Origin of the sequence: Microvirga soli (assembly GCF_016734765.1) — a bacterium.
GTDB classification, from domain to species: domain Bacteria; phylum Pseudomonadota; class Alphaproteobacteria; order Rhizobiales; family Beijerinckiaceae; genus Microvirga; species Microvirga soli.
In genome coordinates, this window is sequence record NZ_JAERQE010000005.1 from 18,111 (window position 1) to 42,847 (window position 24,737).

26 protein-coding genes are annotated in these 24,737 nt (G+C 61.8%); 13 read left to right on the forward strand and 13 right to left on the reverse strand.

From position 1 onward, the window contains the following. Positions 1-12 precede the first annotated feature (12 nt). Positions 13-960 (reverse strand): ACP S-malonyltransferase, encoded by a 948-nt coding sequence (fabD, locus tag JKL45_RS06765; RefSeq protein ID WP_201860356.1) that lies wholly within the window; start codon positions 958-960, stop codon positions 13-15. Between the two features lie 413 nt (positions 961-1,373). Here fabD and rpoZ point away from each other — a divergent pair, with 413 nt between their 5' ends. The 4 genes from rpoZ (at position 1,374) to JKL45_RS06785 (ending at position 5,563) form a co-directional block, all read left to right on the forward strand. Further along, positions 1,374-1,781: a DNA-directed RNA polymerase subunit omega gene (gene rpoZ, locus JKL45_RS06770; protein WP_190847473.1), complete on the forward strand. Its 408-nt coding sequence runs from the start codon at positions 1,374-1,376 to the stop codon at positions 1,779-1,781. A gap of 178 nt (positions 1,782-1,959) precedes the next feature. Then, complete coding sequence (locus JKL45_RS06775) at positions 1,960-4,131, forward strand: RelA/SpoT family protein (RefSeq protein ID WP_201860357.1); 2,172 nt, start codon at positions 1,960-1,962, stop codon at positions 4,129-4,131. A 13-nt stretch (positions 4,132-4,144) separates the two neighbouring features. Beyond that, complete coding sequence (locus tag JKL45_RS06780; protein ID WP_201860358.1) at positions 4,145-4,846, forward strand: gamma-glutamyl-gamma-aminobutyrate hydrolase family protein; 702 nt, start codon at positions 4,145-4,147, stop codon at positions 4,844-4,846. A gap of 21 nt (positions 4,847-4,867) precedes the next feature. Further along, positions 4,868-5,563, forward strand: coding sequence for an HAD family hydrolase (locus tag JKL45_RS06785; protein WP_201860359.1), 696 nt, complete (start codon positions 4,868-4,870; stop codon positions 5,561-5,563). Positions 5,564-5,622: 59 nt separating this feature from the next. Here the strand turns inward: JKL45_RS06785 and JKL45_RS06790 are convergent, their stop codons facing one another. Beyond that, the gene (locus tag JKL45_RS06790; protein ID WP_201860360.1) at positions 5,623-6,465 is read right to left on the reverse strand and encodes a LuxR C-terminal-related transcriptional regulator; all 843 of its coding nucleotides are present in this window, start codon (positions 6,463-6,465) and stop codon (positions 5,623-5,625) included. A gap of 376 nt (positions 6,466-6,841) precedes the next feature. Here JKL45_RS06790 and pyrE point away from each other — a divergent pair, with 376 nt between their 5' ends. Next, positions 6,842-7,429, forward strand: a complete 588-nt coding sequence (gene pyrE / locus JKL45_RS06795; RefSeq protein ID WP_201860361.1) for an orotate phosphoribosyltransferase — start codon at positions 6,842-6,844, stop codon at positions 7,427-7,429. 238 nt (positions 7,430-7,667) lie between these two features. Beyond that, entirely contained in the window at positions 7,668-8,312 is a 645-nt protein-coding gene (locus JKL45_RS06800; protein ID WP_201860362.1) for a LabA-like NYN domain-containing protein, read from the forward strand. Between the two features lie 57 nt (positions 8,313-8,369). Here JKL45_RS06800 and JKL45_RS06805 read toward each other — a convergent pair whose 3' ends face one another. The 3 genes from JKL45_RS06805 to dapA are packed head-to-tail and all read right to left on the reverse strand — an operon-like array spanning position 8,370 to position 10,321. Continuing rightward, on the reverse strand, positions 8,370-8,900 hold the full coding sequence (locus JKL45_RS06805; RefSeq protein WP_201860363.1) for a glycine cleavage system transcriptional repressor: 531 nt from the start codon (positions 8,898-8,900) through the stop codon (positions 8,370-8,372). A 51-nt stretch (positions 8,901-8,951) separates the two neighbouring features. Next, positions 8,952-9,425 carry an SsrA-binding protein SmpB gene (smpB, locus tag JKL45_RS06810; protein ID WP_201860364.1) on the reverse strand — a complete coding sequence of 158 codons (474 nt, stop codon included), beginning with the start codon at positions 9,423-9,425 and terminating at the stop codon, positions 8,952-8,954. Between the two features lie 11 nt (positions 9,426-9,436). Beyond that, a complete protein-coding gene (gene dapA / locus JKL45_RS06815) occupies positions 9,437-10,321 on the reverse strand; it encodes a 4-hydroxy-tetrahydrodipicolinate synthase (protein ID WP_201860365.1) in 885 nt (294 codons plus the stop codon). 189 nt (positions 10,322-10,510) lie between these two features. Here dapA and JKL45_RS06820 point away from each other — a divergent pair, with 189 nt between their 5' ends. Next, complete coding sequence (locus JKL45_RS06820) at positions 10,511-12,556, forward strand: lytic transglycosylase domain-containing protein (RefSeq protein WP_201860366.1); 2,046 nt, start codon at positions 10,511-10,513, stop codon at positions 12,554-12,556. A gap of 42 nt (positions 12,557-12,598) precedes the next feature. Then, entirely contained in the window at positions 12,599-13,480 is an 882-nt protein-coding gene (locus JKL45_RS06825; protein ID WP_201860367.1) for an alpha/beta fold hydrolase, read from the forward strand. Between the two features lie 58 nt (positions 13,481-13,538). On the opposite strand, the gene hppD is transcribed toward JKL45_RS06825, so the two are convergent. The 5 genes from hppD to JKL45_RS06850 form a co-directional block, all read right to left on the reverse strand. Beyond that, positions 13,539-14,654 (reverse strand): 4-hydroxyphenylpyruvate dioxygenase, encoded by a 1,116-nt coding sequence (gene hppD / locus JKL45_RS06830; RefSeq protein WP_201860368.1) that lies wholly within the window; start codon positions 14,652-14,654, stop codon positions 13,539-13,541. A gap of 86 nt (positions 14,655-14,740) precedes the next feature. Next, positions 14,741-15,367 (reverse strand): maleylacetoacetate isomerase, encoded by a 627-nt coding sequence (gene maiA, locus JKL45_RS06835; RefSeq protein ID WP_201860369.1) that lies wholly within the window; start codon positions 15,365-15,367, stop codon positions 14,741-14,743. Continuing rightward, positions 15,364-15,867, reverse strand: a complete 504-nt coding sequence (locus JKL45_RS06840) for a MarR family winged helix-turn-helix transcriptional regulator (RefSeq protein WP_201860370.1) — start codon at positions 15,865-15,867, stop codon at positions 15,364-15,366. Before JKL45_RS06840 ends, maiA begins: the two co-directional genes overlap by 4 nt. Before the next feature lie 105 nt (positions 15,868-15,972). Continuing rightward, positions 15,973-16,572 (reverse strand): hypothetical protein, encoded by a 600-nt coding sequence (locus tag JKL45_RS06845; RefSeq protein WP_201860371.1) that lies wholly within the window; start codon positions 16,570-16,572, stop codon positions 15,973-15,975. Positions 16,573-16,718: 146 nt separating this feature from the next. After that, positions 16,719-17,807, reverse strand: coding sequence for a TRAP transporter substrate-binding protein (locus JKL45_RS06850; protein ID WP_201860511.1), 1,089 nt, complete (start codon positions 17,805-17,807; stop codon positions 16,719-16,721). 73 nt (positions 17,808-17,880) lie between these two features. On the opposite strand from JKL45_RS06850, the gene JKL45_RS06855 reads away from it, so the two are divergent. Together JKL45_RS06855 and JKL45_RS30765 are read left to right on the forward strand one after the other, a co-directional pair. After that, positions 17,881-18,900, forward strand: a complete 1,020-nt coding sequence (locus JKL45_RS06855) for a fumarylacetoacetate hydrolase family protein (protein ID WP_201860372.1) — start codon at positions 17,881-17,883, stop codon at positions 18,898-18,900. 148 nt (positions 18,901-19,048) lie between these two features. Then, positions 19,049-19,252, forward strand: coding sequence for a VOC family protein (locus tag JKL45_RS30765; protein WP_376771011.1), 204 nt, complete (start codon positions 19,049-19,051; stop codon positions 19,250-19,252). A gap of 57 nt (positions 19,253-19,309) precedes the next feature. Here JKL45_RS30765 and JKL45_RS06865 read toward each other — a convergent pair whose 3' ends face one another. Beyond that, positions 19,310-19,843, reverse strand: a complete 534-nt coding sequence (locus tag JKL45_RS06865; RefSeq protein ID WP_201860373.1) for a DUF4142 domain-containing protein — start codon at positions 19,841-19,843, stop codon at positions 19,310-19,312. A gap of 184 nt (positions 19,844-20,027) precedes the next feature. Here JKL45_RS06865 and JKL45_RS06870 point away from each other — a divergent pair, with 184 nt between their 5' ends. Both JKL45_RS06870 and JKL45_RS06875 read left to right on the forward strand, forming a co-directional pair. Continuing rightward, positions 20,028-20,780 carry a tellurite resistance TerB family protein gene (locus JKL45_RS06870; RefSeq protein WP_201860374.1) on the forward strand — a complete coding sequence of 251 codons (753 nt, stop codon included), beginning with the start codon at positions 20,028-20,030 and terminating at the stop codon, positions 20,778-20,780. Positions 20,781-20,848: 68 nt separating this feature from the next. Beyond that, positions 20,849-21,064 carry a dodecin gene (locus JKL45_RS06875; protein ID WP_201860375.1) on the forward strand — a complete coding sequence of 72 codons (216 nt, stop codon included), beginning with the start codon at positions 20,849-20,851 and terminating at the stop codon, positions 21,062-21,064. 50 nt (positions 21,065-21,114) lie between these two features. Here the strand turns inward: JKL45_RS06875 and JKL45_RS06880 are convergent, their stop codons facing one another. Continuing rightward, positions 21,115-23,118 carry a M10 family metallopeptidase C-terminal domain-containing protein gene (locus tag JKL45_RS06880; protein WP_201860376.1) on the reverse strand — a complete coding sequence of 668 codons (2,004 nt, stop codon included), beginning with the start codon at positions 23,116-23,118 and terminating at the stop codon, positions 21,115-21,117. A 457-nt stretch (positions 23,119-23,575) separates the two neighbouring features. Between JKL45_RS06880 and JKL45_RS06885 the strand changes: the two genes are divergently transcribed. After that, positions 23,576-23,731 (forward strand): dodecin family protein, encoded by a 156-nt coding sequence (locus tag JKL45_RS06885; RefSeq protein WP_210345707.1) that lies wholly within the window; start codon positions 23,576-23,578, stop codon positions 23,729-23,731. Positions 23,732-23,753: 22 nt separating this feature from the next. Here JKL45_RS06885 and JKL45_RS06890 read toward each other — a convergent pair whose 3' ends face one another. Beyond that, positions 23,754-24,719: a DUF6454 family protein gene (locus JKL45_RS06890; protein WP_201860378.1), complete on the reverse strand. Its 966-nt coding sequence runs from the start codon at positions 24,717-24,719 to the stop codon at positions 23,754-23,756. Positions 24,720-24,737: the final 18 nt, after the last annotated feature.

Sequence of the window (24,737 nt, forward strand, 5' to 3'; positions counted from 1 at the left end):
CGGGGTTTCCTCTTATCCGTTCAGGGACGCCTTGAAGGCGGCGATGTCCTCAGGGGTTCCGATGGCGGCGGACGAAGCACCGGCCGCAATGCGCTTCACGAGGCCGGTCAGCACCTTGCCGGAACCAACCTCATAGAAGGAATCGACGCCCTGGGCTGCCATGAAGGCCACGCTCTCGCGCCAGCGCACCGTGCCGGTGACCTGGCGAACAAGGGCGTTCCGGATCGCCGAGGGATCGGTGATGGGAGCGGCCTCCACATTGGCCACCACCGGAATCACGGGAGCATTCACGGTCACCCGGTCCAGGGCCTCGCGCATGGCGTCGGCCGCCGGCTGCATGAGGGCGCAATGGAAGGGAGCGGACACGGCTAGCATCACGGCGCGTTTGGCGCCCTTGGTCTGGGCAATGGCCACGGCCCGCTCGACGGCGCTCTTATGGCCGGACACCACCACCTGGGCCCCGCCATTGTCGTTGGCCGCGTCGCAAACCTCTGTTTCAGCCGCCTCGCGGGCAACCTCGAGGGCGGCATCGTATTCGAGACCCAGAAGCGCCGCCATGGCGCCCTGCCCCACGGGAACGGCATTCTGCATGGCGTTGCCGCGGATCCTCAGAAGCCGGGCCGTATCGGAAATCGACAGGCTGCCGGCGGCGGCAAGCGCCGAATACTCGCCCAGCGAATGGCCGGCCACAAAGGCGGCATGCTGCTTCAGATCGAGACCGGCCTCGGCCTCCAGGACGCGGATTGCCGCAAGGCTCACCGCCATTAGGGCCGGCTGGGTGTTGGCCGTGAGGGTCAGTTCCTCGGCCGGCCCCTCCCACATGAGGGTGGAGAGCTTCTGAGACAGAGCCTCATCCACCTCGTCGAAGACCGCCTTGGCTTGCGGGAAGGCCTCGGCCAGGGCCTTGCCCATTCCGACCGTCTGGCTTCCTTGTCCGGGGAAAATGAATGCGCGCTTCATCAGGAACGGTTCCCTCGATTATCGAATTTGCGCGGGACTCGCACCCGGAGGGCGAGGAGTCAAGGCGAAGGGCGCGCTGCTCCGCACTTGACCTGTGATCAGATCAGGCGCCGCCACCCTCGCAGCATCTGCCGGTTCACCGGGGGCCTTTGCAGGCTCAGATGCCTCAGGACATTGCCCAAGGCATGAGCGAGACTTCGCAGAACGTATCTTAAGGCTCCCAAGAGCAGCCCTCCCCAGGCTTGACCTTGGGAAACTCTACCCAGCCCGGAGTACCCACGCCGTGCGCCCTCGCACCTGCCCCGGCTTGGGCATAAGCCCCTGCGGCAGAACGCATCCTCTTGTTTTCTTAAGGCAACCGGTGTATCCGGTCCCTCTTCCGATATTCCTTGAACCTGAAGAAGGAGCCCCGCATGGCTCGCGTGACCGTCGAAGACTGCATCGACAAGGTCGACAACCGGTTTGAGCTCGTGCTGCTGGCCAGCCACCGGGCCCGCCTCATTTCGTCGGGCTCGCCGCTGACGATCGATCGCGACCGCGACAAGAACCCGGTCGTGGCCCTTCGTGAGATCGCGGACGAGACCATCGCTCCGGACGACCTGAAGGAGCAGCTCATCCACTCCATGCAGAAGTATGTCGAGGTGGACGAGCCGGAGGCCGAGGCCGTTCCGATGCTCAGCAACACCGCCGCGGCCCCGTCCACGGGCAGCGACAACGACGCGGACGTGCAGTTCGACCGCATGAGCGAGGACGACCTTCTGCGCGGCCTGGAAGGCCTCGTGCCCCCGAGCAGCAGCGCGGACGACGACGACCGCGAATAAGCGCTCCTAAAGCCTTTATCGAAAGCCCGGCCCTGAGCCGGGCTTTTTTGTTGCATGGCTTAACCACGACCCGTTATCCCTGCCCTGCGGCAAGGTATTCGGCTTGCGGTGCAGAGACATTGTACAATATCTTCAATACTTTCTGCCAGAGACCGGGCCCTAGGGAGATGTCGGCCGCATGATGCGCCAGTATGAACTCGTCGAGCGGGTGAAGCGCTACAACCCCTCGGCCGACGAGGCGCTTCTCAACCGCGCTTACGTGTATGCCATGATGGCTCACGGCACCCAGAAACGCGCGTCCGGCGACCTGTTCTTCGGCCATCCCCTCGAAGTGGCGGCCATTCTCACCGACATGAAGCTCGACGAGGCGACCATCGCTGCTGCGGTGCTCCATGACACTGTGGAGGATACCGAAGCGACGCTCGAAGAGATCAACAAGACCTTCGGCCCCCAGATCGGCGCCCTTGTGGACGGCCTCACGAAGATCAAGCGGCTCGACCTCGTGTCGAAGCGCGCGGCTCAAGGGGAGAACTTCCGCAAGCTGTTGCTCGCCGTCGCCGACGATGTGCGCGTGCTTCTGGTCAAGCTCGCCGATCGCCTGCACAACATGCGCACGCTCCAGTTCATGCCGCCGGAAAAGCGCAAGCGCATCGCCGAGGAAACTCTCGACATCTATGCGCCGCTCGCCGGCCGCATGGGTATCCAGGAGATGCGCGAGGAACTGGAAGAGCTATCCTTCCAGAATCTCGATCCGGAGGCCTATGAGGCCATCCGACGCCATTTGGGCGAGCTCTCGGCCAAGAGCGAGAAGCTGGTCGAGGAGATCGAACGGACCCTGACCACGAAGCTGCGCGCTCAGGGAATCGAGGCGGTCGTGTCGGGACGTCAGAAACGGCCCTATTCCATTTGGCGCAAGATGGAGCGCAAGTCCGTCTCCTTCGAGCAGCTCTCCGACATCTTCGCCTTCCGCATCATCGTCGGAACCATCGACGAGTGCTATCGGGCGCTTGGCATCGTGCATACCAGCTGGCCCATGGTGCCGGGCCGGTACAAGGACTACATCTCGACCCCGAAGCAGAACGACTACCGCTCGATCCACACCACGGTGATCGGGCCGGGCAGCCAGCGCGTCGAGCTGCAGATCCGCACCGAGGGCATGGAAGAGGTGGCGGAATACGGCATCGCGGCCCATGCCCTCTACAAGGAGGGCGTCAACGACGATTCGCGCCTGGCTACTGAAAGCCGGGCCTATCAGTGGCTCAGGCGCACCATCGACCTGCTGGCGGAAGGCGACAACCCGGAGGAGTTCCTGGAGCATACAAAGCTCGAACTCTTCCACGACCAGGTCTTCTGCTTCACGCCCAAGGGCCGCCTGATCGCCCTGCCCCGCGGCGCCACGCCCATCGACTTCGCCTATGCGGTGCACACCGATGTCGGCAACACTGCGGTGGGCTGTAAGATCAACGGCCGCATGTCGCCGCTGCTCACCGAGTTGCAGAACGGCGACGAGGTGGAGATCGTCCGCGCCGAAGGCCAGACGCCTCCGGCTGCCTGGGAATCCCTGGTGGTCACCGGCAAGGCGCGCGCCTCGATCCGGCGCGCCACCCGCGCGGCGGTGCGCCGGCAATATACCGGCCTCGGCCATCAGATTCTGGAGCGCGCCTTCGAGCGCGCCGGCCGGCCCTTCTCCGACGAGAAGCTGAAAGGCGCCCTGCCCCGGCTGGCGCGGATCTCGGTCGAGGATGTGCTGGCGGCGGTTGGGCGCGGCGAGATGTTCTCAGGCGACGTGGTTCGGGCCGTCTATCCCGATTATTTCGAGGAGCGGCGCGCCGGCAGCGATGGCAGGGGCAGTGGACAGCCCGACGGCGCAGGCAGGAAGAGCGCCGGCGAGCATGGGAGCGGCATTCCGATCCGCGGACTGAGCACCGACATGCCGATCCGCTTTGCGCCGGAAGGCGGCGCCGTCCCGGGAGACCGCATCGTCGGCATCATGACCCCCGGCGAAGGCGTGACGATCTACCCGATCCAGTCACCGTCGCTTGCGGCATACGACAACGAGCCGGACCGCTGGATCGACGTGCGCTGGGACCTGGAGGCGGACTCGACCCAGCGCTTCCCGGCGCGCATCAAGCTGCAATCGATCAACGAGCCTGGATCGCTCGCCCAGATCACCCAGGTGATCGCCGATCATGACGGCAACATCGACAACGTCTCCATGAAACGGCGCACCCAGGACTTCACCGACATGACCATCGACTTGACGGTCTGGGACCTGAAGCATCTCAATGCCATCATCGCAGAGCTGCGCGCCAAGCGCGTGGTGAGCCGCGTCGACCGCATGAACGGATAGAATCGAGAACAGCATGTCAGCCAAACCCCGCATCGCCGTCATCATGGATGAGAACACCAGCGGCGGCGGAACCCTTTACGAAACCACGAAAGCCTATTTCGTCGCCGTTCAGCGCGCCGGCGGCCTACCCTTCGGAATCCCCTATATTCCGGAGATGATCGAACCAGTCTTGGAGGAGTTCGACGGTTTCGTGAGCGTCGGCGGGCGCATCCGGTTTCCCCGCGACTGGTATGTTGCCGGCGACGAGTCGCGTTATCCGTCATCGGAGCGGCTTGAGATCGAGCAGGCCCTCATGCGGGGATTTCTTGAGCGCGACAAGCCGGTGCTTGGCATCTGCAACGGCATGCAGATGCTCGCCTGTCTCCATGGCGCACGGATGGTGCATGAGGTGCGCAAAAGCGGCCCGCACATTCTCACCCACGATGACCGGGCGGCTATGCACACCGTCGAGATGATGCCGGGCACGATCCTGTCGCGCATCGTGGGCACGACGAGCCTCGACGTGAACAGCCGCCACCAGGAGGCAGTCGTTGCCGTGTCCGATCAAGCCGTGATTTCAGCCAGAGCCCCCGATGGCGTGATCGAGGCGGTCGAGATCCCATCCCGGCGTTTCGCCATCGGCGTTCAGTGGCACCCAGAGGCCTTTGCGACTCAGGACAACCCTGGCAACAGACTGTTCAGCGCCTTCGTAGAGGCGGCGCAACAGCGCCACTGATCGTCACTACAGGAATTTTCCATGCCAATTTCCGTTCTCGGTCTCGATGCCGACGATACGCTCTGGCACAACGAGACGTTCTATCAATCGACGCGCCAGCGCTTCAACGAACTGCTCGCCGACTTCGTCGATGCCACGCAACTCGAAGAGGAGATCGAGGCAACGGAGCGGCGCAACCTCGGCCTCTACGGCTATGGGGCGAAGGGCTTCACGCTCTCCATGATGGAAACTGCTATCCAGGTGAGCAACGGAAACATATCGGGCAAGGCCCTCGGCGAAATCCTAACGATCGGGCGTGAGCTCATGAACCATCCCGTGGAGCCCCTCCCCGGCGTTCACGAGGCTCTCCAAGCGCTCTCGGAGCAATACAGGCTCGTGCTGATCACCAAGGGCGATCTCTTCCATCAGGAAACGAAGCTCGCCGCCTCCGGTCTCGGCAGCTTCTTCTCGGGCGTCGAGATCGTCAGCGAGAAGAAGGCGGATACCTACACCCGCATCTTCTCGCGCCACTGCGCCGGACCGGAGCACGCCGCCATGGCCGGCAACTCCGTGCGCTCGGACGTGCTGCCGGCGCTCGAAGCGGGCAGTTACGCGGCACTCATCCCGTTCCATCTGGTCTGGGCACACGAGGACGCGCCGCTTCCCACCGACAACCCACGCTTCGCGGAGCTGCCATCACTGGCAGAGCTTCCCCGGTGGCTGGCTGAGGTTTCCTGATCTTTGAGCATATCCTGCTGACGCATTCACTGCGGGTCGACCGGCGTGGTACGGGATCTTCAGCTGGAACTCGTCTCATTGGCAGAAGGATCTTCATCCAGCGCAAAGTGACTCATCCCCCATACGGCTGCTTGCGTGCGGTTCTTAACGCGTATTTTACGCAGGATCGCCTTGATGTGGACCTTCACAGTCGCTTCAACAATATCAAGCTGGCGAGCGATCACCTTGTTTGGACTGCCGTCCATCAGGCATCGCAGGATCGCCAATTCTCGATTTGACAGAATTTCCGAGGGCCTGAGATCGGCTGGAGTGCCCTTGCCCGATTGGGAGCAGAGAACCGCCGCGGGAAAGACGGACTCACCCAGTATCACAAGATCAAGAGTCTTCAGGAGAACTTCGAAGGAGATCGACTTGATCAGGTATGCGTCCACGCCTGAACGATAGGCGCCAAGAACTTCCTGCAGGTCATACTTATCGACCAGCATCACAACCTTATTTGACGGATGACGATCTTTGATCTCTTTGACCTGTCGGTGGTCATTGTCATCGTTGTACACCGCACCGATGATGAAGACCCCTACTCCACCCTCGGGAACTGGCAATGAGCCAACCTCCTCCAAGGATGAGGCCAAGGCAGCCGGATTATACCTCGTTTCAGCCAGGATGCTGCGCAGACCCTCACGCAGGAGCGGGTTCGGCTCTATCAAAACCGTGACGATGGATTGATCATGACCAGGCTCTTCCAAATCCGCGCCTTGAGGATTACTCAATGACGCACATGCCGATTGCTCGCGGGAAAGCTTGGTTGAAGTCGCTATTCTCGTAGCAGAAGGCCTGCTTTGATCGGCCATCGGGCAATGCGTCGAGGGGGCGCCTCTCAAAGCCATACTGCTGTTTGCCATGATCCTGTTCCTTCGGTTCGCTGGAAAAGTTCTTTCGCTGAACTTTTCATGGGTGTGTCCTCGGGATTGATCATCAGGGACGCAGCATAATATGGCCGGCAGAAGCAATGATGGCTTCAGTTGCCGTAGCCGCAATTGCTGCTTAGATGATCACAATCCGAAGCTTAATACGCTCGTGAATCATTCTATTTTGCCCCCGGCCTTCTTTGTTTATGTGCCTTGCTGGTGAGTCAGACCTCTATTGCAATATTATTATATTGCTTAAGTGCGCTCTCGCACATGCGGAACCTACAGCCGCAGATTCACACCAGATCTGCAGGCCCTTGCCTCCCGCTCCCTCACCTGCCAGAAGCGCTCACGCAGGAGACAAGAAGCCATGACCCCGAACGACGTTCTCGAAGAATTCCGGTCCGCAGGCGCTCTGCTGGAGGGGCACTTCATTCTCTCGTCAGGGCTGCACAGCCCGGTCTTTCTGCAGAAGATGTTCGTGTTTCAGGACCCGGCACGCACCGAGCGGGTCTGCCGGGCGCTGGCGGACAAGATCAGGGAGAGATTCGGAGCTGTCGATTACGTGGTCTCGCCGGCCGTCGGCGGCATCGTGCCGGGCTATGAGACGGCCCGGCATCTGGGCGCCAAGGCGATCTTCGTCGAGCGCGAGAACGGCGTCTTCGTTCTGCGCCGCGGGTTCACGATTCCGGAGGGCGCCCGTGTGGTCATGGTGGAGGACATCGTCACGACCGGTCTTTCCTCTCGGGAATGCCTGACGTCTCTTCAGGAGCATCCCGGAACGATCCTCGGAGCTGCCTGCCTCATCGACCGCTCCGGTGGCAAGGCGGATCTCGGCGTGCCCCTCGTCTCCCTGGTTCAACTCGACATTCCGGCCTACGCGCCGGACCAGTTGCCGCCCGAACTGGCGGCTCTTCCGGCCATCAAACCGGGCAGCCGAAGCCTGAAATCAAAATAGCTGTTTATTTGTCACACAATGGCTTGACTGCCTTGGTTCTGACAACTTGACTCTTGGAATTTACACGCCATTAAGTATTTTCCATTGTCAGGATTACTGGTCCGAAGGGTTAATAGCAGCCTGTTCTGGGGCACGTCATACATTTTTCGCGCAGTTTTATTGCCTGCGTAAATAATAGATGTTGCTTGAATAATGAAGGTTGTTAGGCCGCTCCGGCAGACACAGATAGAGAATACTTATGTCAGGCCAGCAGCGGATCGCCCTCTTCATTGATGGCGCCAACCTATACGCTACAACGAAAACTCTCGGCTTCGATATCGATTACAAGCGCCTGCTGAAGGAATTTCAGGGCCGTGGCTCGCTCGTGCGCGCCTTTTACTACACGGCCCTTGTAGAAGATCAGGAATATTCTTCCATCCGCCCGCTGATCGACTGGCTCGATTACAACGGCTATCGCGTGGTCACGAAGCCGACGAAGGAGTTCGTCGATTCCGCCGGCCGCCGCAAGGTCAAGGGCAACATGGACATCGAGCTCGCCATCGATGCGCTCGAGCTCTCACCCTTCATCGATCACATGGTTTTGTTCTCCGGCGATGGTGACTTTCGCTCCCTCGTCGAGGCCATGCAGCGTCGTGGCGTTCGGGTCTCGGTGGTGTCCACCGTCACCACGCAGCCGCCGATGGTGGCCGACGAGCTGCGCCGGCAGGCGGACGAGTTCCTCGACCTGTCGCAGCTCGCATCCCGGATCGGCCGCGATCCCTCGGATCGCCCGCAGCGCCCCATGAACGAGAACGGGGACCGCCCGCGCCCGCAGCCGCGCAGCCCCGCGCTCGAGAGCCGCTACGGCATCCGCCAGCCCCAGGACGACGAGCTCGACATCTGAGGCGATCGAGCGAAATGCATCATGGCCGGGCATGTCCCGGCCATTTTCTATTTGTGATCAGAGAGAACTCTCTTCCACCTGGCAGCTCAGCCCCAGAGCGCCGGCGGTGTTGCTGACGGTAGCCAAGCACAGGTCGGTGCGCTCGGGCGGGATCGAGACCGCGAAGCGCGTCACATAAAGCCCGCCCTCCGCCTCCGGCAGCTTGCGCGCCTCGAGGCGCACGATATTGGCCTCGTATTGTTTGAACACCTCGGCCAGCCGGGCCACGAGGCCGAGCTGGTCGCCGCCGCTGATGGCGATGCGATGGGTGACGCTTCCCGCGGGGCCGGGGCTCGGATCGAAGGCGTAGGGCACCGCCCGGATCTCGGCGCCTTCAAGTTCCGCAAGCTGCTTGAGACCAGCCTCCACGTCGCCCGCCGTCACATCCGGCGGGAGCTCGCACAGGGCCACGAACTCGGCCCCGGAGCCTAAGGATGCGAAGGTCGTGTCCCGCAGGTTCACACCGATGTTGAACAGGTGCTCGGCAATGGCTGCAACCAGCCCCACCCGATCGGGTCCGAGAACCGACACCAGAGCCACGGACGCCATGTCTTCCTCCTGAACGAGCTGGAGGGAAATCTAGCGCACAATGCCGTTGCGTCAGCCCTTCTCGCGCATGAGACGGGACTTCTCCCGGTTCCAGGAGCGCTCCTTCTCCGTTTCGCGCTTGTCGTGCAGCTTCTTGCCCCGGCCGAGGCCCAGCTCCACCTTCGCGCGCCCGCGATCGTTGAAGTAGATCTTGAGCGGGATCACCGTGAACCCCTCCCGCTGCGTGGCGCCGATCAGCTTGTTGATCTGGTGCTTGTGCAGGAGCAGGCGCCGGGGTCGCTTGGTTTCGTGGTTGAAGCGGTTGGCCTGCAGGTATTCGGGGATATAGGCGTTGAAGAGATAGAATTCCTCCCCCGAGGGCCCGGCATGGGCCTCGCCGATGGTCGCCTTCCCCTGACGCAGGGATTTCACCTCCGTGCCGGTGAGCGCAATCCCCGCCTCGTAGGTATCGATGATCTCATAATTGTACCGCGCCTTCCTGTTGTCGGCGACGACGCGGTTGGGACTTTTCGGGTCTTTTGCCATGAGCTCTGTTTTTAAGCGTTGATCAGGCCCGCATGGACCATGGCCGAGCGAACGGCCTGTTTCGCGTTGTCGGAGGCAGGCACCAGCGGCAGGCGCACATCGTCCCCCATGAGGCCGAGGAGCGACGCGGCGTATTTCACCGGCGTCGGGTTCGTCTCGATGAACAAGTTCGTGTGCAGGGGCATGAGCCGATCCTGCACCTTCAAGGCAGAGGCGTAGTCACCGTTCATGCATGCGTTCTGCATCTCGGCGCAGAGGCGCGGCGCCACGTTGGAGGCGACCGAAATGCAGCCGTGCCCGCCATGGGCCATGAAGCCGAGAGCCGTGGCATCCTCGCCCGAGAGCTGGATAAATTCCGGACCCATCATCTGCCGCTGCAGGCTGACCCGTGCCATGTTGGCGGTGGCGTCCTTCACGCCGGCGATGTTCTTCAGCTCGAAAAGGCGCGCCATCGTCTCCACCGACATGTCGATCACGGAGCGGCCGGGAATGTTGTAGATGATGATCGGGATGCCGACGGCGTCGTTGATCGCCTTGTAGTGCTGGTAAAGGCCTTCCTGCGTCGGCTTGTTGTAATAGGGCGTGACGATGAGCACCGCGTCGGCGCCCACCTTTTCCGCGTGCCTGGAGAACGCCACCGCCTCCGCGGTGCTGTTGGACCCGGCGCCGGCAATCACCGGCACCCTGCCCTTCGTCTCCTCGACGCAGATCTCGACGACCCGGTCATGCTCCTTGTGGCTCAGCGTCGGGGTCTCTCCGGTCGTGCCCACAGGAACGAGGCCGCTGGTGCCCTCCTGGATCTGCCAATTGATGAAGGACCGGAAGGCCGCCTCATCCACGGCACCATCCTTGAAAGGGGTCACCAGGGCCGTGATGGAGCCTTTGAATTGGGTCATGAATCTTCCTCGGATAAAACGCGCCGGGTCCTAGAGGCCACAAGGGTTTAACACATAGGGGGTGCGGCGCATGGGCGCAAACGTTCCTTCGGGGAGTTGTCCTAGCTCGGCTCTTAGTGTTTCCTCAAGAGAAACGTCGTCACAATGCGATACGGGCGGCAGCAAAGGGGTTAGCGGGTGAGCCTCAACATGCGTCTTCTCATGGGTCTTGTGACATCCGTCGCGCTTGTCCAACTCTCCACCCTCACGGTCCAAGCCACCGAAACATCTCCTTCGAAGATCGAAGCCCCGCAGGTCAATTCCCTGGAAACCTTCGTTCCGGCCAATCCAGTGCCAGGAGACCTGGATCATCTCACCGGGATCTTCAAGGCCCATCGGGACAACGATCTGACCGAGGTCGAGATCCTCAAGACCAAGCTCACCCAGCCGGCCGCCCGCGCTCTTGTCGAGTGGTACGCCATCCGCAGCGGCACGCCTGTCGCCTACGACCGGATCATGGCATTCCGCAAGGACTACCCGGACTGGCCGGTGACGAACCAGATCCGGCGCAGGAGCGAGGACACCTTGCTGGCCGAGCGCCGCTCGCCGCCTCAGGTCCGCTTCTTCTTCACCAACCAGGCACCCGTCACACCGGGAGGGCGAATCGCCCTCGCCTTCGCCCTGAAGGCGGACGGCCTCGAGCAAGAGGCTCACGACAGGATCCGCCACGTGTGGCGCGAGGACACGTTCGGCCCCGATGTGGAGCGCCGGATCCTCGACCAGTTCCCCGACGTGTTCACTCAGGCCGATCACCGCTTCCGCATGGAGCGGCTGCTCCTGAAGGAAAGCTGGGGCGGCGCACAGCGGGCGGCGGCCCATGCCGGCAAGGATTACGAGCTTCTCGTCAAGGCGCGCATGGCCGTGTTCCAGGGCAAGAAGAAAGCCGAGAAGGCTTTCGCGGCCGTGCCGGTCTCCTTAAGGAAAGATCCCTCTTACCTGTTCTCCCGCGCCCTGCTCCAGCGCCGCAGCAACAACCTGGTCGAGGCCGCCAGCATCATCATGCAGGCACCGCGCGATCCGGAACTGCGGGTCGATGGCGATGAATGGTGGGCCGAGCAGCGCCGGATCACCCGTGAGCTTCTCGACAAGGGCGACGCCAAGACCGCCTATGAGGTCGCAAGCCATCACGCGGCAGAATCTCCGGTGCAGCAGATCGAGGCGGAGTTCCACGCCGGCTGGATCGCCCTGCGCTTCCTGAACGAGCCGGCGAAGGCGACCCAGCACTTTGCTGCCGTCGCCAAGACGGCCTCGACCCCTATCTCCCTGTCCCGCGTCGCCTATTGGCAGGGCCGCGCCGCGGAGGCGATCGGCGAAGCTCAGAACGCCCGCCTGTTCTACGAGCGCGCCGCCGACCAGCCCACGACCTATTATGGCCAACTGGCCCAGGAAAAGCTCGGTCGCACCATAGCCCTGAGGAAGGTCGATCCCCTCACGGAGGACGAACGCAAGACCTTCGACGCCCTCGTTCCGGTTCAGGCAGTGCAACTGCTGCAGCAGATCGGCGAGCAGGATCTGGCGATGGGCCTCTATACCGATCTGGCCCAGACCCTGACCGACCCCGGCCAGCTCGATGCGCTTGCGGGCCTCGCGACGTCACAGCAGAATCCCCGGGCGGTTCTCGCCATCGGCAAGATTGCCCTGCAGAGGGGCTTCCCGCTCGATCAGCACGCCTATCCCCTGGCGGCCATTCCGGACTTCCAGTCTGTCGGGGACGAGGTGGAGCCCGCCATGGTCTATGCCATCGCCCGCCAGGAAAGCGCCTTCAACCCGCGCGCCATCTCCAGCGCCGGAGCCCGTGGCCTCATGCAGCTCATGCCGGAGACTGCCAAGAGGACGGCCAAGCGCTTCGGGGTCGGGTTCGATCTCAAGCGTCTGATCGAAGATCCCTCCTACAACGCAAAGATCGGCTCGGCTCATCTGGGCGAATTGATGGAGGATTGGAAGGGCTCCCATATCCTTGCCTTCGCATCTTATAACGCGGGCGGCGGCAACGTAATCAAATGGGTCCGATCCTATGGCGACCCGCGCAAGCCAGACGTGGACGAGGTCGATTGGATCGAACGCATTCCTTTCTACGAGACCCGCAACTACGTGCAGCGTGTTCTCGAGAACCTGAGGGTCTATCGGCAGCGCCTGAACGAGAAGGCCTCACCGGCGGCCCCAGCGACGGCGGACGCGACAAGCATCAGCCAGTGATGCAAGATGCCGCTCATCGACGGCCAATGATCATGGATTAAGATGAGCGACACCTACCGGGATCTCTTCGTGTCCGCAGCCGACGGGCTGCGCCTTTACGCCCGAGACTATGACCCTGGCACCGTCGGCACCTCGCCGGTCGTGTGCCTTTCGGGCCTGACACGGTCCTCCGAGGATTTTCACGAACTCGCCATGGCCTTGAGCCGCGACGCAGCGCGTCCTCGCCGTGTCCTGTCGCTGGATTATCGCGGCCGCGGTCGTTCCGAATGGGACAAGGACTGGCGCAACTACGACGTGAAGATCGAGCTGAACGATGTCCTGCAAGTGCTGACGGTCAGTGGCATTGAGAAGGCAGTGTTCGTCGGCACATCCAGGGGCGGATTGATCACCATGGCCTTGAGCGCACTCCGCCCGACCCTGATTGTCGGCGCGGTTCTCAACGACATCGGCCCCGTGCTTGAAGCCAGGGGACTTAACCGGATTCGTGGCTATGTCGGCAAGCTGCCGACACCGCGCACGATGCAGGAAGCCGTGCAGGTTCTGCGACAGATGTCGGGATCCGAATTTCCTGCCTTCACGGATGAACAATGGCAGGCCTTGGCCCGCGTCACATGGCGTGAGGCCGACGGCCAACTCGTTCTCAATTACGACCCGAACCTGATGAAGACGCTTGAGCCTTCTGATCCCGAGGCGCCACTGCCTGATCTATGGCCGCTCTTCGAGGGATTGAAGCCGTTTCCTCTCCTCGTTATCCGTGGCGAGCACTCGGACCTGCTCTCAAAGGAGACGGTGCAGGCCATGCAAGACAGGCATCCACGGCTCACGGCGATCACGATTCCCGGCCAGGGACATGCTCCTGCGCTCGATGGCGATCTCACGCAGGCGATCGAACAATTTGTCGTGTCAGTAGAGGGATCTGCCTGACGTGTGGACAAAAAAGAGGCCGGAGCGTCTCCGGCCTCCTTCGACACTTTCGTAAAGGTCAGGCGACCTTTGGGCCGATCACGCCGCGGCGAATCTGATCCTCCTCGATGGATTCGAAGAGAGCCTTGAAGTTGCCCTCACCGAATCCGTCATCACCCTTGCGCTGGATGTACTCGAAGAAGATAGGCCCGATCGCCGTCTTGCCGAAGCGCTGGAGCAGCACCTTCGTGAAGCCGCCTTCGACCACGCCCTCCCCGTCGATGAGGATGCCGTTCTTCCTGAGACGGTGCAACGGCTCCTCGTGCTTGGGAAGGCGTTTGTCGATGCGCGAGTAGTAGATCTCGTTCGGCGCGGGCATGAACTCGAGACCGGCCTCGATAAGTGTCTCGATGGATTCGTAGAGGTCATGCGAGCCCAGCGCGATGTGCTGGATACCCTCGCCCTTGTATTCCTGCAGATATTCTTCGATCTGCCCGGTCTCGCCCGCATCCTCGTTGATCGGGATGCGAATCTTGCCATCCGGGCTCGTCATGGCGCGGGAGTGCAGGCCCGTCAGCTTGCCCTCGATGTCGAAATAGCGGATCTGGCGGAAATTAAAGAGACGCTCGTAGAAGCCCGCCCATTCGTTCAGCCGTCCGCGATAGACGTTATGGGTCAGGTGGTCGATGTAATGCAGGCCAACGCCCCTTGGCTTCGGATCGGGCTCGCCGAGCCATTCGAAATCGACGTCGTAGATCGACCCCTTCGCGCCGTAGCGGTCGACGAAATAGATATGCAGTCCGCCGATGCCCTCGATTGCCGGAATCTCGAGCTCATTGGGCCCGACCTGAGTCTGCACCGGCTTGGCGCCCATGGAGACCGCGCGATCGTAGGCATATTTCGCATCGGCGACGCGGAAGGCCATGGCCGGGGCGGAGGGACCGTGCTGGGACGCGAAGCGCTCGGCGAAGGAGCCGGGCTGGGCATTGACGATGAAGTTGATATCGCCTTGCCGGTAAAGAAGCACGTTCTTCGAACGATGCTTGGCCACGACGTTGAAGCCCATGGTCTTGAAGAGGCGGTCGAGGGCCTGCGGATCGGGATGGCAGTATTCCACGAACTCAAAGCCATCAGTCCCCATCGGGTTCTCTTCGGAAATCTCGGCCGGGGGCGCATCGTGCGGGAACGGTCCCATGGTTTTCCTCCTGTATGCCTCTGATGAACGAGAGGCCATTGCGTGTGAAATCAGCGCACCCGCCATTCGGCGAGTGTAATTCTTCATCAAGCAGCGTCGGGCTGGTTCGCCGGTGCAGCATCCTGGAAAGCCTTGAGTTCGGCGCAGGCCGCATCCACCGCGACGATCTTCGGATAGGCATCGAGCGGGACATTAAAGCGTCGCGCGTTGAAGACCTGCGGCACGAGATAGACATCGGCCAGCGTGATTTTGGACCCGAACGCGTAAGGTCCCGGCCCGAGCATGGTCTCAATGGCATCGAAGCCCTCGCGCACCCAATGGGCATACCACGCGTCGGCAGCAGCCTGATCGTGCCCGAGGCGGTTCTTGAGGTAGCCGAGCGTTCCGGAGTTGTTGAGCGGGTGGATATCGCAGGCGATCAGACTGGCGATAGCCCGAACCTTTGCCCGGTTCACAGCACCCATCGGCAGAAGCGGCGGCTCCGGATAGACCTCGTCGATATATTCGAGAATGGCCGGCGATTGGATCAGCGTTGTCTCGCCGATATCGAGGGAGGGCACGCGCATTTGCGGATTGAGGGCTTTGTAGTCCGCCTCGCGCTGCTCCCCCTTCAGCAGGTTCACCGACACGGCCTCATGGGAGACGCGCTTGAGGTTAAGGGCGATCCTCACCCGGTAGGCTGCGGACGAACGGAAATAAGTGTAGAGCTTCACGCCTCATCCCCTTCTGCATCCTGTGGCGCCAGCAACCGCGCCTGCTGGGTCAGCTTGTCGATCAAGGTGGAGAGCGTTTCCTGCTCCCGGGGAGTCAGCACCGACAACAGGCGTTCCCCGACGGCAAGGGCTTCCGGCGCCACCGCCTCGTAGATCGCCCGTCCCTGTGGCGTCAGGGCGAGCCATTCCTCACGGCGGTCGTCGAGATTCGGGCGGCGCTTGACGAGTCCGCGCTTTTCGAGCGCCGCAACTGCCCGCGAAACCGTCGATTTGTGCATGACTCCGTCGGGGGCCATATCCCTTGCCGTGCGGCATTCATATTGCCCGAGGGTCACGATCACGCGCCAGGCCGGGATCGAGAGGCCAAACCGCTCGGCATAGATCTGTGCGAGCGCGCTCGACGTGAGCCCAGCCAGCACATTGAGCCTGTAAGGCAGAAAATCCTCCAGAACCACCAAGGGCTCAGGAGCCGGCTTCCTCGCTGCAGATCCGCTCGCCATCGCCATTCCGTTCGTTGCCCATGCAACCAATACCAGAATTCGTTGCACAAGCAACTAGATTTTCCCTAGGGAACGTCAAGCCGGGCCTGTTCGAATTCGGCGGGATCAGAGTGCGGGCTCGAAGCTCAGCCCATCGCCGACGCCTTCCAGTGTTAGAACCGGCCCCTGCGGGAGTGTCTGCCAACGGGTTTTTTCGGCATCGCGACTGATGTGCCCCGTCGCCTTTTTCACTTTTCGCGTCAGGTAGTTGATGCTGAGCGACGTCATGTCGCCGCTCCCCCGGTGAGTCTCCTTGCGGTCGTAGCCGATCAGCTCGAAGCCGCCGGATCTGTGCCGGAACGTATAGGTCGTGTTGAAAGTCTCCCACCCTCCCGCGATCATGAACCAATTCAGGCGCACCTGAAATCCATCCCGCACGACAGCAATTCCTCTCTCCTTGTCGAAGGGGTCATCGGCAACGGGCTCTGTGCGGCCGGGGATTAGGGTATGGTTCTCAAGCTGCAGATCGAATCTGCCCGAAAGTCCGTCACGAAATGCAATGGCTAGAATGCGTGGATTGGTGTCGAACGGCTTCTCGCCAAGCCCCTCGAAATCTTCGATCACATTTGCAGGGTTGTTCTGGCGCAGGACGAGGATCAGATCAGGATTTCCATCTCGGTTGAGGTCGCCGGACGATTGCACCTCAAGCGTCCACCCCAGTGGCACGAATCCTTCTGCTGTCTGAGCCTGCCGCGGCAGGCTTGGGTAAGTGACCTCGGGAATAGCGAGGTCCTGAGCCGCTGCAGGAGAAGCAAAACATGGGAGAATGGCTGTCAGGCAAAGCGCGAACCTTGCCTGACAGCGCGCCATGGTCAGGCCCGTCCGCGGGTGCGGATCATGAAGGTGTCGAAGGCGTATTCGTTGAGCTGCCACCAGGGCAGGACATCGGTGCGGTAGGCCACCATCGAATCGTAGACCTTCTTGAAGTTCGCATCCTTGGCGGAGAGTTCCGCATAGAGCTCGTTGGCGGCCTTGAGAGAGGCCTCCATGATGGCCGGGGAGAAGGTGCGCAGTTCCGCGCCGGCACCGACCATGCGGCGCAGGGCCTGGCCGTTCACCGCGTCGTACTTGGCCAGCATCCAGTTGTTCGCCGCCTCGCAGGCGTTAGACATGATGGCCTGATAGTTCTTTGGCAGCTCGTTCCACTTCTGCTGGTTGACGACGAGATGCAGCATGGCACCACCCTCCCACCAACCGGGAGCGTAGTAGTATTTGGCGACTTTCAGGAATCCGAGCTTCTCGTCGTCATAAGGGCCGACGAATTCGGCCGCATCGAGCGTGCCGCGCTCAAGCGCTGGATAGACATCGCCGGGTGCGATCTGCTGCGGCACCACGCCGAGTTTGGCCAGCACCATGCCGCCGAGGCCGCCGATGCGGAACTTCAGGCCGTTCAGGTCCTCGACGGTGTTGATCTCCTTGCGGAAGAAACCGCCCATCTGCGTGCCGGAATTGCCGCAGACCAGAGACGTGCAGTTATACTTCGCCAGGATCTCGTTGATGATCTCCTTGCCGCCGGCGAAATGCCACCAGGAATGGAGCTGGCGGGCATTGAGGCTGAAGGGCAGGCCTGTGCCCATGCCCAGCGCCGGCTCCTTGCCGACCCAGTAATAGGTCGGGGTATGGGCGCATTCCACGGAGCCGTTCTGCACCGCATCCATGGCCTGCAGGCCGCCTACGATCTCGCCCGGCGCAAAGACCTGGATCTGGAACTTGCCGTCGGTCGCGTCCGCCATGTACTTCGCGAAGGTCTGGGCGGTGCCGAAGATGGTGTCGAGGGATTTCGGGAAGCTCGAGGTCAGGCGCCAGCGGATTTCCGGATTCGATTGAGCGATCGCAGGAGCCGCCACCGTGCCGGCGGCCGCGGCGAGGCCGGCCCCTTTCAGAAAGTTTCTTCTCTTCATCGTCGTCATTGGCGTTTCCCCGGAAAGCATTTCGTTGCAAGTTGAGTGGACCATAACAAACCGGTCGGTGGCAATGAAGCTCTCCTCCCTGAATCAAGGCCGTGATGGCCGCCTCGTCGTCGTCTCGAAGGACCTGACCCGCGCGACGGATGCATTTTTCATTGTTCCGACGCTCCAGCAAGCCCTGGACGATTGGGAAAAAGTCGAGCCTCGCCTGCGTGATCTGGCCGAACAGCTCGAGCACGGCTCGGTTCCGGCCTTCCGCTTTCACGAACACGACTGCGCCTCCCCCCTGCCCCGCGCCTACCAATGGGCCGACGGCTCGGCCTATGTGAATCACGTGGAGCTGGTGCGCAAAGCCCGGGGCGCCGAGATGCCCGCCTCCTTCTGGACCGACCCGCTCATGTACCAGGGTGGCTCCGACTCGTTCCTGGGACCAAGGGATCCGATCCCGGCGGCCGACGAGGCGCATGGCATCGACTTCGAGGCCGAGGTGGCGGTGATCACCGGCGACGTGCGCATGGGCGCGACCCGCGAGGAAGCGGCTGCCGCCATCCGGCTGGTGGTTCTCGTCAACGACGTCTCCCTGCGCAACCTGATCCCGAACGAGCTCGCCAAGGGCTTCGGCTTCTTCCAGGCCAAGCCCTCTTCCACCCTGTCGCCAGTGGCGGTCACGCCCGATGAGCTCGGGGACGCCTGGGATGGCGGCAAGCTGCACCTGCCCCTGCTCTCCGCCCTCAACGGCAAGCCCTTCGGCCAGCCCAATGCGGGCGCCGACATGACCTTCGACTTCCCGACCCTGATTGCCCACGCGGCCAAGACCCGGCCGCTCGGAGCCGGCACGATCATCGGTTCGGGCACCGTCTCCAACAAGGACGAGGGCGGCGGACCGGGCAAGCCCATCGGGCAGGGAGGCCTGGGCTATTCCTGCCTGGCGGAGTTGCGCACGGTGGAGACCCTCGTCCATGGAGAGGCCAAGACGCCGTTCATGCGCTTTGGCGACACGATCCGCATCGAGATGAAGGACAAGGCTGGCCACTCGATCTTCGGGGCCATCGAGCAGGAGATCCAGGCCTACCGCAAAGAGGCGTGATGCTGCGCTTGGATCACGTCCAGCTGGCTATTCCTGAAGGTACGGAAAACCTATGCTGGGCGTTCTATGCCGGCCTGCTCGGCATGAGGGAGGTGCCGAAACCTCGGGCGCTTGCCAAGCGCGGGGCCTCTGGCTGGAGAGCGGCTCGGTGAGAATCCATCTCGGGATCGAGGAGGATTTCCGCCCGGCGCGCAAGGCACACCCGGCCATCGCCGTCGCCGATCTCGATGCCCTGGCACGGCTCCTGTCGGAAGCGGGCCATGAACCCACGTGGGACGATTCCATTCCGGAGGTCCGGCGCTTCTACGTTCAGGACCCGGTCGGCAATAGGATCGAGTTAATGCAGGGCTGACCCTACAAACCGAAAGGCCGCCGGGAAATCCGGCGGCCTCTTTGCAAAAAAGCGGATTTACATGCCGCGGCCGCCTCCGGCGATACTCTGCGCATGCTGCAGATGCATCTGCAGGTTCGGCAGGGTCTGACGGGCAAAGGCCGCCAGCGGAGGAACATCGCCGTTGGACGCGTAGGACGAGAACAGGGCCACGGCTTCCTGATGGGCCATGACCTGAAGGTCCATATAGGCTGAGTCGAAATCGGTCGCCGTCTGGAGCGAAGCCAACATCTGCTGGTGACGCGGGATCATCGTAGGCTGCGGCATCGGCAGGCCGGAGCGGCGCAGGACGGCCGCCATCCGGCGGGTTGCGAGGTTATGATCGCGGATCATCTGCCGGGCGAAGCGGCGCACCTCGGGGTTCCGTGCGCGCTGGAGCGCAAGCTGGCTCGACTCGATCTCCAGGAGATTGGACGAAACTGCGGTCGGCACGAATTCTGCCGCCGTAGTGACGGCCATCGGGGCCGGGGTCGGGGCTGACGTCATGGGCGTCATGCAGCCGGCAACGCCGAGTGCCATGGCACCGGCGACAAGAGCGATCTTGAGGTTCATCGGGGGTTCCCTTCCTGCGCCCGGTCCGAACGGCCGAGCTGACGGCTCCTCAACCAGGGAACGCGCCTCAAGTTCCGACCAAGCTGTCTGAATTCCTAACCAATCGGTGAACGCCGCCCTTCGGAACTCTTGGAATTGCCCTGCCTTTTCCTGGTGCACATCATCAAGCACAGGGAGAATACCCATGAATCTCGGCAGCATCATCGACGGCCTCATGCGCAGCCAGGGGTCGCACAATGGGCGCAGGCCGCAGCAAGGCGGCCTTGGCGGCATGCTCGGCGGATCCGGAGGCCTCGGCTCCCAGATTCCGGGCGGCATGGGCGGTTTGGCGGCGGGAAGCCTCCTGTCCCTGATCCTGGGTTCCCGCGGCGGGCGCTCGGCGGGCGGCTCGCTGATGAAGGCTGGTGGCCTCGCGGTGCTCGCGAGCGTTGCCTTCAAGGCTTATCAGGATTGGCAGGCCAATCAGGCGCCGGCCACTGGGCGGCCTGGAAGCGTACCCGCGCAACCGCCCGCCGGCAGCGGCTTCCACCTCGAAGAGGAGAAGGACAAGAACGGCCATGAGATGGGTCTCGCCCTCGTGCAGGCCATGATATCGGCGGCGAAATCCGACGGGCACCTGGATGGCGAGGAAAGCACCCGGATCCAGGAGCAGATCCAGCAGCTCGGCCTCGGCAACGCGGAGAAAGGCTTCCTGCTCGACATGATGGGCAAGCCTGCGGACGCCGCCGCCATCGCCCGCCTCCCCAAGACCAAGGAGCAGGCCGCTGAGCTCTATGTGGCCTCGCGGGTGGCCATCGGCGACGCGGATACGCCCGAAGAGAAGGCCTATCTCGACCGCCTCGTGGCGTTGATGGACCTGCCTGCCGATCTGGTTACCCATCTCGATGCGCAGATCGGCGCCGTCCGCCAGACGGTCGCAGCGGGCACGGGAGTCTGACCCAACCGACGAGGCTCCACCGAACACCCATGGAGCCTCGCCTTCCTCCAGGATTCATGGAGCGCGTCATGAGCGACCACGTCTACAAGATCGTCGAACTCGTCGGCTCGTCGGAGACCAGCATCGAGGATGCCATTCAGACCGCGATCCGGCGGGCGAACGAGACCTTGCGAAACCTGCGCTGGTTCGAAGTCACCCAAACCCGCGGCCATGTCGAGAACGGCGAGGTGCACCACTATCAGGTGGTGCTCAAAGCCGGGTTCACGCTGGAGGCGGGCGGGTAGAGTGCCAGGCTGCAGCAAGCATAAGCCTCGCTGCAGCCGCATTGCCGACCTCAGATCACGTAGAAGTCGTGGTAGGCGAGCTTGGTTTTGTTAGTCAGCGTCGCGATGTGAATCTGCGCCTTCGATCCCGTTCCGTCCTGATCGTAGTACAGCTTGCCGGATTTCTTGTCGTAGACGATCCGGTCCTCCGCATCCTTCGCCTTGTTGTTCTGCACAAACATATCGCTCTTGAACTTCTTTGGCTTCGATGCGGTGCCGGATCCCAGCTTGGTGAAGTACAGGTTGTCCAGGTGGATGCTGTCATCCTGAGAACGAAAGTCGGTGATCTTATCCACGTTCGTGCGCTTGTTAGCGCGTGTGTCGAACACGAACACGTCCTTGCCCACGCCCCCTTGAAGCAGGTCGTTACCAAGTCCGCCGTTGATCCTGTCGTTGCCTGAATCGCCACTGAGCTCATCGTTGCCGAGATCGCCGCCCAGCTGATCGTTGCCCGATCCGCCCGCGATCCTGTCATTGCCGCCACTGCCCCTGAAGATGTCAGCGAACTGGCCGCCATAAAATGTGTCCGCGGCTGCCGTACCGGTCAGGTTCTCGCTGGCCACATCCGCTACCTGAATCTCTACCCACTGCTCGTACGAAGCACCAAGTGAATCCTTGACCTGCACCTTGATCCGGTGCGACTGCGCCTGCTCGTAGTCGATTCTGAAGCCATCCTTGACCGTGATCGCACCCGACGCACTCAGAGCGAAGCGGCCGCCGTCATCGTTGAGCAAGGTAAAGGTGTAGTCATTACCCGGCTCGAGTGCTTTAACTTTGAGCTGCCCTGCAGGCGTAGAGATGGCGGCGCCTTCGGCCACAGGCTGTCCGGTCAGAATCAGGCCTGTGGGCGTAGTGGGCCCAACCTTCTGGCCCTCCGCCGAGAACCGCTGCTGATAGATGTCGGAATCTGAGGACCAGGTAACAACCCATCCCCCATCGGACAAAGATGTAACCGCAGGCTCACCTTGCTGAGCTTCAGTGGTGGTATTCACAATGATCTCACCACCGACAGCCTGTCCGGCCACATTGTAGCGCTGCTGGATAATTCCGAAACTGGAACCGTCCTGCCATTCTGAAATCCACGTAACAACCCAACCGCCATCCGCGAGACCGGCGACAGAAGGAGCGGATTGGATCGCGGCTGTCGTGGTGTTGACTAGAGTGGCCTTCCCTGCGGCGTCTCCACCGGCTGCAAATCGCTGTTGGTAGATATCCTCCGCATCGCTATTAGAATTGCGAAAGATCCAGGTAACCAGCCATCCTCCGTCTTCAAGGGCAGTGACGACAGGATCGGGTGTGCCCGTGGAGCTCAAGCCATTGACCTTGACCTCTCCGCCGCGCTTGGTGCCATCCTCATTGTAGCGCTGCTGATACACACCCCATAGTTTGTCAACAGGGTTGATGGATTCCCAAACGACGATCCATCCACCACCGTTCAGATGTACGGTGACAGGATCTCTTTGCGCATTGCCTGTCGTGGAGTTGACCTGCTCCTCGGCACTGGCTTCTTGACCTTGGGCCGTATAGCGCTTCTGGTAAACGCCCGCGTCACTTCCATCTTGGCCGTTTGAGCTCCATGTCACCAGCCAGCCGCCATTTGAAAGCCCAATAACGGACGGCGTATATTGTGCCGTGGCTGAGGGACTGTTCACCGGGATGTCGCCAGTGACCTCCTTGCCGAAGGCATTGTAGCAGCGTGCGTAAACGTCAAGACTGCCGTCGCTCCCAACAGAGGTCCAGACAACAACCCAGCCGCCGCCCTTGAGGGCCGCAACCGAGGACTGGTATTGAGCATTGGGGATTGTGTCATTCACCCTTGTCTCAACGCCAACTCTTGCTCCATCAGCCGCATAGCGTTGCTGGTAGATGTTCTGGCCACCCCCAGCAGTGCGATCATTGGAGGTCCATGTGACGATCCAGCCTCCGTCTGCCAAATAGGCTATCGAAGAATCTTCCTGGACATCGTTGAGGTTGGTGTTGACGCGCGTTTCGCCTCTCTTATCGACAACAGGCATGGTTTGGTCCCTCCCCTCGATTCACAATCTGCTACGACAAATAACGCAACGTTATATTAAATTGCAAGTGGGTATGGGATTTCATTCAGTGTTCGCTGGGTAGATGATCTAAAACTCTAATCCACTGAAGAGCTTAGACGGATCCGATGATTGCCACGATTAGCCCGACGAGAAGATCGATACAAAGGCGAATGCAGCTCCTTTTGAGGAGCAACGCGAATTCATCAGACATGGAGCAAGAGAAAGCTCGGTTCCGAGGCCGGTGCCAGCACTAGGTAATACCCTGCCGATCAGCTTCAGCAGGACGAGTCTAGCAGATGGCGAAGAAGTCTTAGGACTTAGGGAAGGCCTTGCTGGCAGGGTGGCGATCTTCACCTCGGCTTTGGAACCGGCGCTGTCCTGGTCATGGTAAAGGGTGGAGCAGAAAGGGCATACTCGCCTCGCCTATGCCGGCGCTCTGATCAGTGAGCGTGAGGACAACCCAACCGTCGGCGGTCCGCGCGAGAAAGCATGGATCGAGGTCATCCAGACCCGCGGCCATGTGGAGGACGGCGAAGTCCGCCATTATCAGGTGGTTCTGAAGGCTGGGTTCACGCTGGGAGCGGGCAGCTGACGGGCTGCCCGCCGCTCACGCCCTACTTCACCTCGGTTTCGTAGATGTACAGGGTGGACTTGTCGTCCTCGGGCATGAAGTAGCCGCGGATTCCTGCGTCGCTCGCCTCCATCCAGACCGGGTTGTGGGTCATGTCCATTCCGGATGCGGCCCAGAGCAGCACCGGTGTCTGGAACAGCGGGCGCCCGTCGGCAAGGCTCACGAGATCGAGCCCGCCCAGGCGGAACGGAGCGGCATCGGGCGTGACCCGCATCTCCGTGACGCCGGAGCACAGCATGCGGCTTTTGCCGACATATTTGCAGTCCTGGTAGTCGAGATAGTGCGACGTGTTGAGCGCCCTCAACTTCTCGGGCGCTTCGCTCGCATTGGTGGGCTTTCCGGACGCATCGAGCGACCAGCGGTAGAAGCGGCGGGAACCCCAGCTCACCCCATGCAGGGACTTGTCCTCGGTATTGTGCACCACGCCTCCGACATGATCGGCAAAGCGGAACATCTCTTCCGCCTTCATGGTCTCCGGATCGACACGATAGATGATGGAGCGGCTATTCGGCCGATACTCGGCCACCGGAACCCAGATATACTTGCCATCGTAGTCGATCCCGCCCGGATGATAGATCGTGCCTTCGCCAAGGGTGATGTCGGCGATCAGGTTGCCCTTCATGTCGATCTTGAACAGGTGCCCGACACCCGCGCCAGTATCCCGGTCATAGCCGTCTACAGGTTGCGGGAACCGCTTGGTCGGTTGCTGGATCTCCACCGAGGACACGAACAGCGTGTCGCCGATCTTCACCATGCCCTGCGGGTGATGGGTGAGGAAGTTGATGGGCACGGCGGAAATAGGCTTCCACTGCGTGCCGCGCGACAGCTTCGCCACGCGGTCGGCAAGAACATCCCGGTCCGGCTCCGCGGCCATAAGCGCCGAGGGCAAAACCTCTAGGCAGAGCATCGTCAGAATCGTGGTCAGGCAACGTCTCGAAAAGCCGTCCATCGCGTTCCTCCATCAGTG

Coding starts and splice junctions, on each gene's coding strand:
- JKL45_RS06855 (WP_201860372.1), top strand. CDS start 17,881: ATGAAGCTCTCCTCCCTGAATCAAGGCCGTGATGGCCGCCTCGTCGTC.
- JKL45_RS06785 (WP_201860359.1), top strand. CDS start 4,868: ATGCCAATTTCCGTTCTCGGTCTCGATGCCGACGATACGCTCTGGCAC.
- JKL45_RS06840 (WP_201860370.1), bottom strand. CDS start 15,867: ATGGCGAGCGGATCTGCAGCGAGGAAGCCGGCTCCTGAGCCCTTGGTG.
- JKL45_RS06870 (WP_201860374.1), top strand. CDS start 20,028: ATGAATCTCGGCAGCATCATCGACGGCCTCATGCGCAGCCAGGGGTCG.
- JKL45_RS06865 (WP_201860373.1), bottom strand. CDS start 19,843: ATGAACCTCAAGATCGCTCTTGTCGCCGGTGCCATGGCACTCGGCGTT.
- JKL45_RS06790 (WP_201860360.1), bottom strand. CDS start 6,465: ATGGCAAACAGCAGTATGGCTTTGAGAGGCGCCCCCTCGACGCATTGC.
- rpoZ (WP_190847473.1), top strand. CDS start 1,374: ATGGCTCGCGTGACCGTCGAAGACTGCATCGACAAGGTCGACAACCGG.
- JKL45_RS06775 (WP_201860357.1), top strand. CDS start 1,960: ATGATGCGCCAGTATGAACTCGTCGAGCGGGTGAAGCGCTACAACCCC.
- JKL45_RS06850 (WP_201860511.1), bottom strand. CDS start 17,807: ATGAAGAGAAGAAACTTTCTGAAAGGGGCCGGCCTCGCCGCGGCCGCC.
- JKL45_RS06805 (WP_201860363.1), bottom strand. CDS start 8,900: ATGGCGTCCGTGGCTCTGGTGTCGGTTCTCGGACCCGATCGGGTGGGG.
- JKL45_RS06820 (WP_201860366.1), top strand. CDS start 10,511: ATGCGTCTTCTCATGGGTCTTGTGACATCCGTCGCGCTTGTCCAACTC.
- JKL45_RS06880 (WP_201860376.1), bottom strand. CDS start 23,118: ATGCCTGTTGTCGATAAGAGAGGCGAAACGCGCGTCAACACCAACCTC.
- JKL45_RS06800 (WP_201860362.1), top strand. CDS start 7,668: ATGTCAGGCCAGCAGCGGATCGCCCTCTTCATTGATGGCGCCAACCTA.
- JKL45_RS06875 (WP_201860375.1), top strand. CDS start 20,849: ATGAGCGACCACGTCTACAAGATCGTCGAACTCGTCGGCTCGTCGGAG.
- pyrE (WP_201860361.1), top strand. CDS start 6,842: ATGACCCCGAACGACGTTCTCGAAGAATTCCGGTCCGCAGGCGCTCTG.
- smpB (WP_201860364.1), bottom strand. CDS start 9,425: ATGGCAAAAGACCCGAAAAGTCCCAACCGCGTCGTCGCCGACAACAGG.
- JKL45_RS06825 (WP_201860367.1), top strand. CDS start 12,599: ATGAGCGACACCTACCGGGATCTCTTCGTGTCCGCAGCCGACGGGCTG.
- fabD (WP_201860356.1), bottom strand. CDS start 960: ATGAAGCGCGCATTCATTTTCCCCGGACAAGGAAGCCAGACGGTCGGA.
- dapA (WP_201860365.1), bottom strand. CDS start 10,321: ATGACCCAATTCAAAGGCTCCATCACGGCCCTGGTGACCCCTTTCAAG.
- JKL45_RS06890 (WP_201860378.1), bottom strand. CDS start 24,719: ATGGACGGCTTTTCGAGACGTTGCCTGACCACGATTCTGACGATGCTC.
- hppD (WP_201860368.1), bottom strand. CDS start 14,654: ATGGGACCGTTCCCGCACGATGCGCCCCCGGCCGAGATTTCCGAAGAG.
- JKL45_RS06780 (WP_201860358.1), top strand. CDS start 4,145: ATGTCAGCCAAACCCCGCATCGCCGTCATCATGGATGAGAACACCAGC.